This window comes from Streptomyces sp. SID3212, from assembly GCF_009865405.1.
Classification (GTDB): domain Bacteria; phylum Actinomycetota; class Actinomycetes; order Streptomycetales; family Streptomycetaceae; genus Streptomyces.
Genome location: NZ_WWJY01000484.1, coordinates 23,539 through 36,781 on the forward strand (window position 1 = coordinate 23,539; position 13,243 = coordinate 36,781).

Here is a 13,243-nt window from a genome sequence, read left to right on the forward strand (position 1 = left end):
GTAGTCGAACCCAACTGGCGAGTGGCCCTCGATGTCACCCGGTTTGGGTGGAGTTCACACCCCTTTTGGAACCGGGCGGACGATCCTCGGTGCGCCTCCTCTCGACCGCTCGTGGTCGCTTCCTGCGGACCGGCCAGGTAGATCACCATGGACAAGGATCGATCTGTGGCTGGAACGGTGACTATCCGCAGATCCAGCAAGCCAAGTCTTCAACTGGAGGGACCTCGATGTCCGAACTGCTGGCAACACCGCAGGTCAGGCGCAGTCTGCGGGCAGCCAGTCAGTTGCAGTTCCAGTTGCATTCGCCTCCGTTCAGCGGGGTACGGAGGCCGACTCTCACGCGGTTCCATCGCAGGTCAGAACGCTGACGAATCCGCCCGAACCCCCGGACGAACAGTTGGAAAGCGTGTTGGGGGCAACCCCTCACGAGTTCGAATCTCGTATCCTCCGCCATTGCTCTCACCGGGCAATACGTCGATGGCCCCCGCTGCTCGCAGCGGGGGCCATCGACGTTGCGTCTCAGTTACCCCAAGGTGACACGTCAGCTCGGTCGCTGGCCCGCACACTACTTAAGTCGCAAGCGTCTTCACGTCGACGAACCAGAGCGTGCTCTCCTTGGCCACGATAACGATATGGCTGTCGACCTCATCAGACCCACGCGCCCGATGCTCCGCAGACGGAACAGATCACTCCGTTGAGCGCGACCGCCCCTGTGGATAACTCTCGTGGCCGAAATCCTCCCTAGTAGTGTCGAGACGTGGCCACTCCCCTGTTCTTCGACACCACCCTCCACCCCCTCCCCTCGGTCCCTGAGGAGGCCGTGGAGCACGGCGAGGTGTTCACGCGGCGCTGGGTCGTCGACCTGATCCTCGACCTCGTGGGCTACACCTCGGACAAGGTCCTCTGCGACTTGAAGCTTGTTGAGCCGGCCTGCGGCTCGGGAGCGTTTCTGGGAGCGGTGGCCTCGCGGATCAGCGCTTCCTGCCGCAAGTACAACCGCCCCATCGGTGATGCACGCGGGGCTGTACGTGCGCTCGACCTGCTGGAACGGAACGTCCACAGGAGCCGCGAAGTAGTCGAGAAGCACCTGGTCGACGACGGCTGGGACCCAGCAGAAGCCCAGTCGGTAGCAGAGTCCTGGATCGAGCGGGGGGACTACCTGCTCCAGCCCGAGGCAATCCAGCACGCGGACTACGTGGTCGGCAACCCGCCCTACATCCGTCTGGAGGACGTCCCAGCGGACAGGATGGCGGTCTACCGCCACGCGTGCACCACCATGGGCGGTCGCGCAGACATCTACGTCGGCTTCTTCGAAGTCGCTCTCCGAAGCCTCCGGCCAGGAGGACATCTGGGCTTCATCTGCGCGGACCGCTGGATGCGCAACCAGTACGGTCGGCGGCTGAGGCGACTGGTGACCAAGAGCTTCAGCATGGACTTGGCCCTGGTCATGCATGATGTCGACGCGTTCGACGACCAGGTTTCCGCCTACCCGGCCATCACGCTCATCAGCAATCGAGGCCAGGGCACCGCAGTAGCCGCGGACACCACGCAAGCCTTCGACACTCCCCAAGCCACCAACTTCGCCCGCTGGTACACGAGTGATCAGACTGAAACGGTCGCGACGGAAGCCTTCCAGGCCGCTCGCATGCCGCACTGGTTCCCGGACGAGGACTCGTGGCCGAGCGCCTCTCCCGCCCGGCTGGCCGTGCTCGAAGAGCTGACAGAGCGCTTCCAACTTCTCGAGAACAACGGCACCGGCACCAGGGTTGGCATTGGCGTCGCCACCGGCGCGGACAAGGTCTTCCTCACCAGCGACGAAAAGTTGATCGAGGATGACCGGCTGCTGCCTATGGCCATGGTCCGCGACACCACGAGCGGCGCGCTCAACTGGAGCGGCACCTACCTGGTCAACCCCTGGTGTGCGAGGGGCGATCTAGTCGATCTCGCCGCATATCCCCGGCTCGCAAAGTATCTCTACGATCACGAAGCCGCGTTGCGCAAGCGCTATGTGGCGGTCAAGCAGCCGCACCGCTGGTACAAGACCATCGACAAGGTCGATTTCACACTGGCCCGGCGGCCCAAACTGCTGTTCCCGGACATGAAGCTGACGATCCATCCGGTACTCGATGAGGGCGGGCTGTACCCTCACCACAACCTGTACTTCATCGTCTCGGACGTCTGGGACATGCGCGTGCTGGGTGGTCTGCTGCTCTCCAAGGTCGCGGAAGCATTCGTGGAGGCGTACGCGGTCAAGATGCGAGGGGGGACCCTCCGCTTCCAGGCCCAATACCTCCGAAAGATCCGGGTCCCCGACCCGGAAGCGATTAGCGAGCGCGACCGAGAAGCCCTGGCGGCAGCTTTCGATAAGCGAGACGTGAGGGCCGCCACGGAGGCCGCCCTGCGCGTCTACGGACTTGCCGAACTGCCTGACTAGGAGGACGGATCTTGACGGTCACCCGCCAGGACTTCGAGGATGCGATAGCGGCCTACTGGGACGCCAGGAAGCTTCAGGGCGAACAGTCTGCGATCAAGGCTGCTGTCGGAGCCGGTACAGCTGGATCCGTACGTGGTGGCAAGCACTTCGACGCGATCGCGATCCTCCTGTCGAAGTTCTTCCTCGAAGCCGGCTACCCGCCCGAGAGCATCCGGGTCACCAAGAAGCAAGGACTCGAACTTCCCGGCTACTACCGCCCCCAGAAGCAGTGGGATGTGGTGGTCGTCCACGAGGGCGTCCTAGTCGCGGCCTTCGAGCTCAAGGCGTTGGGTGGCCCTTCCTTCGGCAACAACTACAACAACAGGGTCGAGGAGGCGCTTGGCAGCGCTGTGGACCTACGCCGAGCAGTCTTGGCCGACCTGTATCCGAAGGAGAAGCCCTGGCTCGGCTACTTCTTCATCATGGAAGACCACCAGAAGTCTCGGAACCCGGTCAGGATCGCGAAGGGCGCACTGCCCATCGACTCACACTGGCACGAGACCTCTTACCAGGACCGCTTCGGGACCTTCTGTGAACGCCTCGTGGCGGAGCAGTTGTACGACGCCGCCTGCTACGTCACATCGTCGGCCGAGGAGCCTAAGCCGACGGAGCTGGTGGGTAGCCTCGACTGGCGACACTTCTCAGCGGCGATAAACGCCCGGCTCACGTATCTGAAGGAACTCGGGCTTCCCGGGTAGGAAAGACGAGCGGGCCCCGACCGGTCGTGTCGAGGTCCCGCATTTGAATGTCTTTGCAGAGGCGAGCGCCCCTGACTTCGATCTTGCGTGCCGGTCGGCCAGAGTCGGTTGGCCGTTTTCAGATCGGGAGCCCAAGTGTCGTCGCGGGTGGCGCCGGCTTCCACTACGGACTCTCGTGGAACGGGGAGAAATGCTGGCTACCCGGAATTAGGTAGGAATGCGAGCCGTTCCACGGCGTCGGTGATCACGCGGGTCCAGGGCCAGTACCGGGCAGGGGAGTGGGCACGGGAGGAGGCGGCAGGGCGCGGCGCGGGCGCGGGAGGAGGCGGCGGGCGAGACCCCGGGGGCGAAGGTGCGCTTCCACCGCGGCCATGTATCGCTCGCGGACATCCGCCAGCACCCGCAGGTCCACGACCGAAGTCGGGATCACCATCGCCGGGTCGTCCGCCACTGGGGGCGAGCGCCACGCATCCTTCATGCTCTGTCCCGCCACTGTCCGGGTGCGGGCGACAAGTTCGTCGTACGCGGCGCCCACCTCCGGAGCCTCGAAGCGGACCCATGCCTCGTGCCAGGTCAGTCTGGACTGGATCTCCCGCAGCTGCTCCGACAGGCGGACCCGCTCGTCGGCGGCAGCGTCCGCGCGGCGGCGCCGTACGGCGTAAGCCATCTCCGCATACTGAATGCTTGCCTCGTACGCGCTCGCGAACAATTCCTGCTTCCGCTCTTGCAACTGGGCGCGACGGCCGATCCGCGCTTGGACGCCGAGGATGAGGCCGGTTACGAGTGCAGCGAAAACGGCGGCGTAGGGGCCGAACGCCTTGATCGCGTCAACCAATGATGTGGTCCTGTTCGTCGAGGCCCGGCGAACCGTGGCCGTGGGGTGCTTCGAAGCCCGGCCAGATGCTGGTGGCGCGATAGGCAGACTCCCAGCGCAGATGGCGGACAATGATCGCGATGAGGAGCCGCCCGCCGTCACGAGGCGACCACCGGCGCGAGGGCGCGTCCTTCGGGTACCAGAGGCAAAGAGAACCGTCGGGGTTGCGGTGGGCGGGGCAGTCGGGTCCGCGCGCGTGGACGCGAGGGAATGCCGGATCGCCGGGGGCGAAGGCGATCCGAAGACTGTGTGAGGGCAGGATCCGAACGTGCGGGTAGACCTGGACAATGAATCCGGACGCGAAGTCGGCAGGTTTGTCTACCTCGCGCACGTCGAGCCCCGTTGAGCGCATCCCGGTGAGCAGCTCGGCGCGGGCCATCGGACGTGCGAACCAAGGACGCCGCGGAGGACGCCCGTCACCCCTCAACGGCCGTGTCCTCCCGCCACGAGCGCGTCTTCGGGATGAGCAGGCTCGCACCCGCGAGACCGAGGCTGGCAGTGGTGCTCAGGGGAGAGGACGCGGCGGAGAAGGCGCGCTCACGTTCACGCATCGTCTTGGGGAAGAGGTACTCCAGGACCTCCGCCACCGTGTCAATGTCGTCGGGGTCGGCAATGGCCTTCGCGAGCCTGTCGGCGGCGACTCGCAGCCGTCGCTCGGCATCCGCGTCGGGGATCAGCGGCTTGAGGTCGGGCGAGACGGAGCGCGGATCCTTGGTCGGCTCGCTGCGCTGAAGGCGCAGGGCGGCCTTCAGCAGCACCGTGTGAACGGCGCTGACGAGGCCCATTCTCGGCTCGACGAACTCGCAAGCCCAAACGGAGAGTTGGTGTGAGGAAAAGCCCGGCTTCGCGGCCTGAGCATTCCACGCCTTGAGGATGCGGATGGCGCGGCGCCGGGTGCGTCGCAGGGCGTCGGCGCCGGACGTCAGCAGCTCTACGTGGCCCTGGGGGTCGCTGGCACTCCATGCCTTTGCGGAGCCCGGAGCCTGCTCCAGGTCGGGGATCCACAGTCCGCGCCCATCACGGCGGCGCAGCGCCACGATGAGATCGACCGTGACATCTGTGCCGTTGACCGGGGCGCCGAAGTGAATCTTGAGGCCCCGCCGGGACGTGTACACCCGCGCCTTGGGGTAGAACGGGGTGCGCTCCGGGTCGCGGATCTTCGAGCCGATGAACGCGACAAGTTCGTCGGTGATGGTGTGCGGAGCCTCCCCTTCTCCGTCAGGACCAAGCTCTGGGTGCTGGACACGATCCAGGATGATCCCGCCGTCCCCATCGCTGACGGCTCCCGCGTGCGGCTGAATATGGGTACGAACGGGGATCGAACCCGAGCTGTACGACGTACGGCCCTCGGGGTGCTGCTCGGCCAACCTGCGTGCCAGCAACAGACGTTCGCGCGTCGCCGCGAGGACGTCGGGATCTACGTTGATCAGAGTGAGCAGGTCGTCGAACTGATTGTGCAGATGTGCCATGACCGTTCCTTGCGGGCGGGGGTGCGGTGCGTGGATAGACAGCCGGCACGGGTGTGTACCGTGCTCCGAGCCTGACACACGCCACTGACAACGCCCCCGCTCTTAGCGGGAGTCACAGCCCAGCGTGGCCCGGTCGATGAGACGGTCACCGGGATCAAGGACCGGCGCCGCCAGGTCTCACGACTCCCCAGATTCATCGGGTTCTTCCTTGCCCTCGGTCAGGATCCGGCCCCCGACGAAGACCACAGCCAGAGCGAGCCCGGAACCGACACCGACCATGACCTTCTTCAGTAGACCGTCCACGTGGTGCTTGTGCTCAGTGTCCTTCTGAGAAGCAAGTCTTGCCGTTTCCTGGATGAGTTCGAGGAGGTGCTCCTTCTGCTCCCAAGTCAGGTCGCCCCTGTGGAGTTCTCGCTCGAAGATCACCCGGTTCTCCCGGAGGGCCTGGTAGACCTGATCCAGGCTATGCCTGCCGTCCGCGAGAGTGGCCTCGTGGGCCTTCTCTACGGCTCCGAAGGCATCCGTGGCGAACTTCCTGAACTCGGGGAACTGTTCGATGATCTTCACGGCCACTTCGGTGTCCATGTCAGGCATCATGGCCGCGAACCTGACCGTCTTCTCCTTGGAGAGATGCCTCCAGGTGTCGATTCCAAGCGCGCGCATGATGTCAGCTTCGTTCTTGTACTTCATGCCGTGGGGCCTCCATTGCTTTTCTTCGCAGCGCGTTCTTCCGCGCTGCGGGCCCGGTAGTTGATCCCCTGGATGTGCACCTTAATGTTCAGACACGAAGTGCTTATCGCGTTTTTTGGTCACGCTTTGGACGGCCCACCTCGTGACATCCCGAGGCTAACTCTGCCCGTCGCCGTACGTGGCGGGATTCTGCGCCCGGTCCATCGCCTGAGCGCACGCCTCCACTAGGCCGCCGAGACCGCGTCCTCATCCGTGCCACGCACGTGGGCTTCGATCCCCTGGCGCGGCCGACGCGAATTGTGCCAGCGCACCGGCAGGTCCGTGTACAGATCGGACTCGAAGTCCAACGCCCACGTCGACCATCGGGCAGGTCTTCCGACGTTGAGCCGTTCAAGTCCGGCCAGGAACAGGGCATGGGTGTGGTGCACCATCCGGCGGTCTGGGATCTCATGGCGGATGACCTGGGCACTGCCTCCCGTCTCGACCTCCCCCTGTTTCCGCTCCATCTCCTCGACCTGAGTTGCTTGACCGGGCCGGTCCTCACCCCACTGGGTAACCACCCGCTCCGCGTGCTCGCGAGAAACGAAGCCAGGCTCGTCCGCCGAAGTCGACAGGTAGACCGCTGTGTCGACCGAGGCAGATCCAGAGCGCAGGGCGGCCCGGGAGCCCGCCTTCGCCGCCACCTCTACAGGCGCGGCCCAAAGTAGGGCTCCGATCTTGGCGGCCGTCTGCTGCAGAACGGGGGCCGGTCATGTGCTGGTAGCGGCGGCGTATCCGCTACTTCGGCGACCTGGACCACAGCGGCGTACGCATCCCGCTTAAGGCCTCCCACACGGCGTCGTAACTCGGCCTGCCCGGCGTGCAGCCCACCGCAGTACTGTACGAAGCGCTACTGGGCCTGGGGCGACCCCGTGCCACGAAGGAGGCTCCGGCCGATGCGGCGGAGGCCGCACATCGGGCGGACACCGTGGGCCTGCTCACAGCGGGCAAACGGCTCGCTCAAGAGTGGGTCGGATACCGCTATCGGATCCGAAAGACGAACTGGTACGCAGGCATTCGCTGACCGGTCCATGTCCTGCGGCGCTTCGTCCCTGTAGAGGGAGTAATCCATCAGCATGTTGGCAACGGCGCTGATTCCGATGTCGCGCCCTGTATCAGCGGGAGCTCGAGACCCCGCACCTCCTCCCCTGCGGCCATCGGTCAGCGTCGCCATCTTTGCCGAGGGCTGGTCAGCATCGTAGGTGCCTCCGCTACCAGCCAGAATCTCGGTCCCGGGGTTCGCCGGAGAGTTGCAGTTCGGGTTGCACTCATACCCGTTCAGCACCGTCCGCTCCCTGACAATCGAGGCATGCAACCGCAGGTCAGGACGGTGGCGGACGACCTTGGACCCCCGGATGAACACTTTGGGCGCGACCCCTCACGAGTTCGAATCTCGTATCCTCCGCCATTGCTCTCACCGGGCAATACGTCGTAGGGACGACGATCACGCCTGCCTTCCGGGGCGTGTTGTTCCTGGCTCAGTTTGGGTTGGGGCGGGGGGCTACTGCCGGACCAGGATCAGGGCGTGGGTGCCGGTTGTGCGCCAGGGTGTGCTGGATTGTTCGAGGGACTTCAGCGTTTTCTGGTCCAGGCCCACGACCACGTCGGACTTCAGGGTTCGGAGTGTCGCGACCGGCCCCGGGAAGTACGCCGTGCGGTCCGCGAACGGTGTCGTGGCGTGCCACATCCGGTCGCCCACTAGGCGGCGGTGGTTGAGGTCGCCCTTCAGGATCGTCAGCGTGACGGCCTCGAACTCCTTCCTCAGGTCCTCGGGCATCTCCTCGTACGGCAGCGGGGCGCAGAAGAACGAGTGGGTACGGACGTCCAGGCGGCCTGTCGCCATGGCCTCCCACAGGCGGCCGCCGACCCTGCCGGCTTCACCGGGGGCGCCGGTGAGGCGGCGGAGGCAGTCGACGACGTCCGATGTCATCGCGTCGGAGACGTAGTACGGGTAGGGCTTGACGTGAAGCACGACCCGTTCGGCGTGCCGCTCTTCGAGGAGGTGGTCGATGAGGATCAGGTCGGGGAGCAGTTCTCGGCCCGCGTTGTCCGCCACCACGGCGACCGTCGAGCCGGCTCCGACCGGCAGAAGCTGCCACAGGAGGTCGCTGTCGTCGGCGACCAGCGCGGGGGCGGCGGCTGCGGCCTCCGGCTCCGTCGCCGTGACGCGGAAGCCGAGGTCCGCGCGGTTGCCCCAGAGTGAGGCGTGGAGCAGGGCCGTGGCCCGCTCCCCGGCCGGCACGTTCGTGAGCGCGTCCAGGGCGCGCAGTTCCTCTTCGACCGTGTCGCCTCGCAGTTCGGCCTTCTTGAACGGCGCGAACGGGTCGACTCCCTGCCATGGGCCGGTGCCGAAGTAGCCGACGGCGCCGAGGAGTCTGCGGTAGAAGTAACTCTCCGCCCACAGGAACGGAGCGTCGTACCAGGAACGGCCGAAGTCCTCCTGCCCCCAGGCCGCCCAGCGGTCGTGGTCGTGTTCCGTGGGAGGAAGCGGTTGGACGACACCGTTGGTGATCTCCTCCAGCAAGACGTCGAGTGCCTCGTGTTGGCGCGGGCCGTACGGGAAGGCGTCCCGCACCTGCTGGATGAGAGCGGGGTGGCGCTCGGCCAGCACACTCCGGGCGAACGAACCGGCCTCGTTGCTCAGGATGACCGGAGCATTCGACGCGACGGCCGGCGGGGTGGTGTGAGGCGCCTCTTCGGCCGAGGCGCGGGAGGTCTTCTCTCTCATGGGGTCCGAGCCCTTCGGTTGACGTGGGAAATGAACCGGTCTGTCCGCTGAAGCCGTACCGCGATGTCGCCGGTTCCCGCCCCGACCGCCACTCGGTTGCCCGGTCCGTCCATGGTGACAGCCTGGGCCCACTCTCCGGCCGACTGTCGAGGCCGACCCCCTGGCCTTCCTTCCCTTCCCTTGTCCTGGGCACAGGTTTCAGTGGGGCGTCGCCACGGCTCCAGGGTGGAGGGGCCGAGGGCCACGCCCCGGACTTCGTGTTGTCGGGTGCCGTCACGTCCCCGTTGGCCGGGGCGCCGGATGTGCGTGCGGGGATGGCAACTTGATCGAGATCGGGGGGATACGTGGTGGACGCGGATCGCCGTTTTCATGCTGGGGCCAGAGATTCGTGCCTCGATGGGAGCTTGCGGTGAAGAAGTACCTCTCGGCTCGTGAACGGTTCGGCCGGCGGCACGGCGTCGCCCTTGCCGTGGCTGTGTTGATGGTTGCCGGTACGGCGTCGGTGACGACGTCCAGAGCCGGTGCGACCGGGCGTCCCTCGGGGAGACCGGTGGCCGTCGATCTCGAAACGGCGACCGTGGCGCAGTTGGGCGGGCTGCTCGGCTCCGGCAAGATCTCCAGCGCCGGGCTCACCAAGGCCTATCTGGACCGCATACGGGACCTCAACTCGCGGGGGCCCGCGCTCAACGCCGTACGTTCCGTCAACCCCGACGCGATGAAGGAAGCAGCCGCCGCCGACAGGGCGCGGCGTGGGAAAGGGCCGCACAGTCCGCTGCTCGGCATACCCGTCATCGTCAAGGACAACATCGATGTCGCGGGGATGCCGACCACCGCCGGTTCGGTGGCGCTCGCCGACTCGTACCCGGCCAAGGACGCGCCGATCGTCGCGCAGTTCCGCAGAGCCGGCGCGGTCATCCTCGGCAAGGCCAACCTGACCGAGTTCGCCAACTATCTGACCAGCGGGATGCCCGGTGGTTACAGCTCGCTCGGCGGGCAGGTGCTCAACGCCTACGACGCGAGCCAGACTCCGAGCGGATCCAGCGCCGGTTCCGGTGTCGCGGCCTCGATCGGGTTCGCCGCCGTCACCGTCGGGACCGAGACCTCCGGATCCATCCTCAGTCCCGCGTACTCCAACTCCGTCGTGGGCATCAAGCCGACCGTGGGACTGGTCAGCCGTACGGGCATCGTGCCGATCGCCGCCAGCCAGGACACGGCCGGCCCGCTCACCCGTACGGTCGCCGACGCCGCGGCCACGCTCACCGCGCTCGACGGCAAGGATCCGGCGGATCCCGCCACCGCCTCCAACCCGCTCGTCGGGCACGACTTCGGCAAGGATCTGTCGACCACCGCGCTGCGCGGGGCCCGTATCGGCGTCGTCGCCAGTCAGGTGCCGGCTGCGGGGACCGACAACCGGGCCCTCTGGGACGCGGCCGTCGCCGCGCTCACCGCGCAGGGCGCGACGCTCGTCGATGTCGCCCTCGACACCTCGGGGCGCTCCTCGACGGTGCTGTCGTACGAGTTCAAGCGCGACCTGAACGCGTATCTGGCGCGGCTGCCGAAGAACGCCCCCATGAAGAACCTCGCCGACATCATCGCGTACAACACCGCACACGCGGGTGCGGCGCTGAAGTTCGGACAGGTCAACGCGCTCAACTCCGAGGCCAAGGATCTCGGCCCCGACAGCGCCGACACGGCCGCCTACAAGGCGAGCCGGGCCCAGGATCTGGCCGACAGCAAGGACCGTATCGACGCCGTCATGAAGGACAACAGCCTGACGGCGCTGCTCTTCGCCAACAGCGGGAGCGCGGGCATCGGCGCGAAGGCGGGCTATCCGTCGATCAGCGTCCCGGCCGGCTACCAGGCCGCCAACAGGCGGCCGTTCAGCATCTCGTTCCTCGGCCAGGCGTGGAGCGAGCCCACGCTCGTCGGCTACGCCCATGACTACGAGCAGGCCACCAAGCTGCGCCGGCCGCCGACGGTGATCAATCCGGCTCCGTACCGCTGCACGGCTCTCACCGGCCTCGGGGACTCCGGGGACTCCTGCGCGCCCTGACGGCCCGCCGGTTCAGCGGGGATCCGCGGCATCCCCGGCACTCACGTCGCGGAGGGTCCGCCGGCCGGACGCCGGCGGGCCCGGCCCCGAGGGACCCGAGGTCACGCGCGTCGGCGGGGATGTTCGACCCGGATGCGCAGCGGTGCGAGGAGGTTGTTCAGGTAGTCCCGGCCCGCGGGGGTGTTCAGCGCCAGCGCGGGTTCCGACGACGGCTTGAGCAGGGCCGGGCCGTCCTCGCGTTCGTACAGGACGCAGACCTCGCCGGACACCACGCCGGAGTCCTGGCGCGACGGCCAGCCGATGCCCACGGACCAGTCGGCCTGGCCGCGGATCCAGGAACCCCAGCGGCGGGTGCGCGGGTAGTCCGGGGCCGGGGCCTGCACGAGCCAGATGTCCTGGTGGACCGCGGCCAGATGAGCGTTGTCCGTCAGGTCGACCAGGGGCAGGTCGGTGGCCGCGACGACCTTGGACAGCACCATGTCCCGTATCCGCGGCTGGGTGACGCGCCGCCGGCCGTCCGGCCGTGTCCGCAGGTCACGGGCCAGGGTCTCGCACACGGCGGTCAGCGGCGACAGCCCGGCGTACAGGTAGGGGCGCGGGCCGGTGCTCAACTCGTCCCGGATGTCGCAGAACCGCCCGCCGCCCCAGTGCAGATCGGCGGGTACGGGCTTGAAATCCGTCGACGCCCGGTGCGCGCTGTGCACGCGCCACAGCTCCGTACCGGCCGGCAGGTCACGGCGATGCGGCTTCGCCCGGACGGCCGGGGCGGGGATCATCTGATCAGGCACGTGCTCACCACTCCGGGATCTCGGCTCGCGCGGCGGACAGCAGAGCGTGGTCCACTCCGGTGCCCAGGAGCCGCGCGGGCGCGGCGTCCAGCCACACGTTGGGACCCAGCCACCAGTCGGCGGCGCCCCAGGGGTCCACGTCGGCCGACAGCAGCCGGTTGATCTCGACCACGACCGGGTACGGCGTCCCGGACTCCGGGTCGAGCTGGAACGCGGGGACCCGCGCCACCTCGTCACCGTCGGTCAACAGGATCAGGTCGTGGGCCTGCTCCGGGGCAAGGTCCAGTGAGGCGGCGGGCAGGGCGGGTTCGGCGAGGAGCCAGGCGTCGTCGGGGTCGGGGCGGTACGGCGGGGCCGCCGGGTCGGAGTCGTACGACGGGGCCGCCGGATCGGGGCCGTACGACGGGGCCGCTGGGTCGGGGCCGTACGACGGAACTACCGCGTCGGGGCGGGACGACGGAGCCACCGGATCGGGGCCGTACGACGGAGCTGCCCGGTCGGGGCGGATCGGGGAGGCAGCCTCGTGCGGCGTCCCGACCAAAGGTGCGGCGTCGACCGCCGTGCGCAGCGCCTGTAGTGAGGCGAGCAGCGCGTCGGAGTCCGGCTGTGGCGCCGACGGCCGGAACCGCACCCCGGACGGGGTCAGCGCCTGTCGCACGGCGTGCCCCGGCGGCGTGAACGGCTTGATCAGCTCGCGCAGTTCGTCGGCGGCGGCCTCCGGGTTCGACTCGGCGTCCGCCAGGATCTCCAGAAGCTCTTCGCGCGCGGACGCGTCCAGCAGCCCGGAGATTTCCGCCCAGTGGGCGTGGATCGCCTCGACGGCGTCCGCCAGGAAGGACACGTCGCACCCCCTTTCGCGTCAGGACCCTAACAGCGCCGGAAGAAGGCCGCGTTGAGATCGGAGAATCGGGTTCGCGTCGCGGGCCCGGTGCTGCATCATGGGCATTTGACACCGCCCGAGGGAGTCGCGCACGCCGTCTGCGCCGCCGGTCAGGTCCGCGGCCGGCCCCGGCACCGACGACGACACACTCTCCTGTGCGGTTGAACCGCGGCCCTGGGGGAGGGTCAGATGAGCAACTCCGCAGGATACGAGTGGTCCTATGTCGACATCGAGGCCGAACGGCGCCGGGAGTTACGCGCCCAGTTCGCGCAGGAGACCGCCCGCTCACGCCATCTGCGCGGACAGGCCAAGGCCCTGCGCCGCGCGTACCGTACGGCCAGGGTCGACGTGCACGTCGTCACCGTGTCCGCTTCCGCCGACTCCACCGAACTGAGCATGGCTCTGGACTCGGCCCGCCGGATCAACCAGCAGGCGGAGGCCGAACTCAGCCAGGCCGCCGCCGCGGTCTGGACCCTGCCGCCGGCCGGGAGCGAGGACGGGCGAGGGGACGGGAGCGAGGACGGGCGCGGGGAGGGGCGCGAGGACGGGCG

At 67.7% G+C, this 13,243-nt stretch carries 12 protein-coding genes; 4 read left to right on the plus strand and 8 right to left on the minus strand.

All coding sequences use genetic code 11. The features are described from left to right. The first annotated feature begins 757 nt into the window (after positions 1 to 757). Together GT042_RS14630 and GT042_RS14635 are read left to right on the plus strand one after the other, a co-directional pair. Entirely contained in the window at positions 758 to 2,434 is a 1,677-nt protein-coding gene (locus tag GT042_RS14630; protein WP_161309144.1) for an Eco57I restriction-modification methylase domain-containing protein, read from the plus strand. 11 nt (positions 2,435 to 2,445) lie between these two features. Continuing rightward, positions 2,446 to 3,171, plus strand: a complete 726-nt coding sequence (locus GT042_RS14635; RefSeq protein WP_161309145.1) for a PaeR7I family type II restriction endonuclease — start codon at positions 2,446 to 2,448, stop codon at positions 3,169 to 3,171. Between the two features lie 244 nt (positions 3,172 to 3,415). Here the strand turns inward: GT042_RS14635 and GT042_RS14640 are convergent, their stop codons facing one another. The 6 genes from GT042_RS14640 to GT042_RS14665 all read right to left on the minus strand — a co-directional run bounded on the left by GT042_RS14640 (position 3,416) and on the right by GT042_RS14665 (position 8,971). Further along, positions 3,416 to 3,838, minus strand: a complete 423-nt coding sequence (locus GT042_RS14640; RefSeq protein ID WP_161309146.1) for a hypothetical protein — start codon at positions 3,836 to 3,838, stop codon at positions 3,416 to 3,418. A 160-nt stretch (positions 3,839 to 3,998) separates the two neighbouring features. Next, positions 3,999 to 4,424 carry a hypothetical protein gene (locus tag GT042_RS14645; protein ID WP_161309147.1) on the minus strand — a complete coding sequence of 142 codons (426 nt, stop codon included), beginning with the start codon at positions 4,422 to 4,424 and terminating at the stop codon, positions 3,999 to 4,001. A 37-nt stretch (positions 4,425 to 4,461) separates the two neighbouring features. Then, positions 4,462 to 5,514, minus strand: coding sequence for a hypothetical protein (locus GT042_RS14650; RefSeq protein WP_161309148.1), 1,053 nt, complete (start codon positions 5,512 to 5,514; stop codon positions 4,462 to 4,464). 177 nt (positions 5,515 to 5,691) lie between these two features. Continuing rightward, a complete protein-coding gene (locus GT042_RS14655; protein WP_161309149.1) occupies positions 5,692 to 6,204 on the minus strand; it encodes a hypothetical protein in 513 nt (170 codons plus the stop codon). 224 nt (positions 6,205 to 6,428) lie between these two features. Further along, positions 6,429 to 6,887, minus strand: coding sequence for a hypothetical protein (locus GT042_RS14660; RefSeq protein ID WP_161309150.1), 459 nt, complete (start codon positions 6,885 to 6,887; stop codon positions 6,429 to 6,431). Between the two features lie 857 nt (positions 6,888 to 7,744). After that, the gene (locus GT042_RS14665; protein WP_161309151.1) at positions 7,745 to 8,971 is read right to left on the minus strand and encodes a damage-control phosphatase ARMT1 family protein; all 1,227 of its coding nucleotides are present in this window, start codon (positions 8,969 to 8,971) and stop codon (positions 7,745 to 7,747) included. Between the two features lie 550 nt (positions 8,972 to 9,521). On the opposite strand from GT042_RS14665, the gene GT042_RS14670 reads away from it, so the two are divergent. Further along, a complete protein-coding gene (locus GT042_RS14670) occupies positions 9,522 to 11,024 on the plus strand; it encodes an amidase family protein (RefSeq protein ID WP_345943775.1) in 1,503 nt (500 codons plus the stop codon). 101 nt (positions 11,025 to 11,125) lie between these two features. Here the strand turns inward: GT042_RS14670 and GT042_RS14675 are convergent, their stop codons facing one another. After that, positions 11,126 to 11,812, minus strand: coding sequence for an RES family NAD+ phosphorylase (locus GT042_RS14675; protein ID WP_161309152.1), 687 nt, complete (start codon positions 11,810 to 11,812; stop codon positions 11,126 to 11,128). A 4-nt stretch (positions 11,813 to 11,816) separates the two neighbouring features. Continuing rightward, on the minus strand, positions 11,817 to 12,653 hold the full coding sequence (locus GT042_RS38175; protein WP_202532769.1) for a hypothetical protein: 837 nt from the start codon (positions 12,651 to 12,653) through the stop codon (positions 11,817 to 11,819). Between the two features lie 228 nt (positions 12,654 to 12,881). On the opposite strand from GT042_RS38175, the gene GT042_RS14680 reads away from it, so the two are divergent. Beyond that, the coding region (locus GT042_RS14680) for a hypothetical protein (protein ID WP_161309153.1) at positions 12,882 to 13,243 on the plus strand (362 nt) is incomplete at its 3' end.

Bases quoted from the DNA above. Each gene is read 5' to 3' on its own strand.
- GT042_RS14650 (WP_161309148.1), bottom strand. From the start codon at position 5,514: ATGGCACATCTGCACAATCAGTTCGACGACCTGCTCACTCTGATCAAC.
- GT042_RS14665 (WP_161309151.1), bottom strand. From the start codon at position 8,971: ATGAGAGAGAAGACCTCCCGCGCCTCGGCCGAAGAGGCGCCTCACACC.
- GT042_RS14655 (WP_161309149.1), bottom strand. From the start codon at position 6,204: ATGAAGTACAAGAACGAAGCTGACATCATGCGCGCGCTTGGAATCGAC.
- GT042_RS14645 (WP_161309147.1), bottom strand. From the start codon at position 4,424: ATGGCCCGCGCCGAGCTGCTCACCGGGATGCGCTCAACGGGGCTCGAC.
- GT042_RS14640 (WP_161309146.1), bottom strand. From the start codon at position 3,838: ATGGCTTACGCCGTACGGCGCCGCCGCGCGGACGCTGCCGCCGACGAG.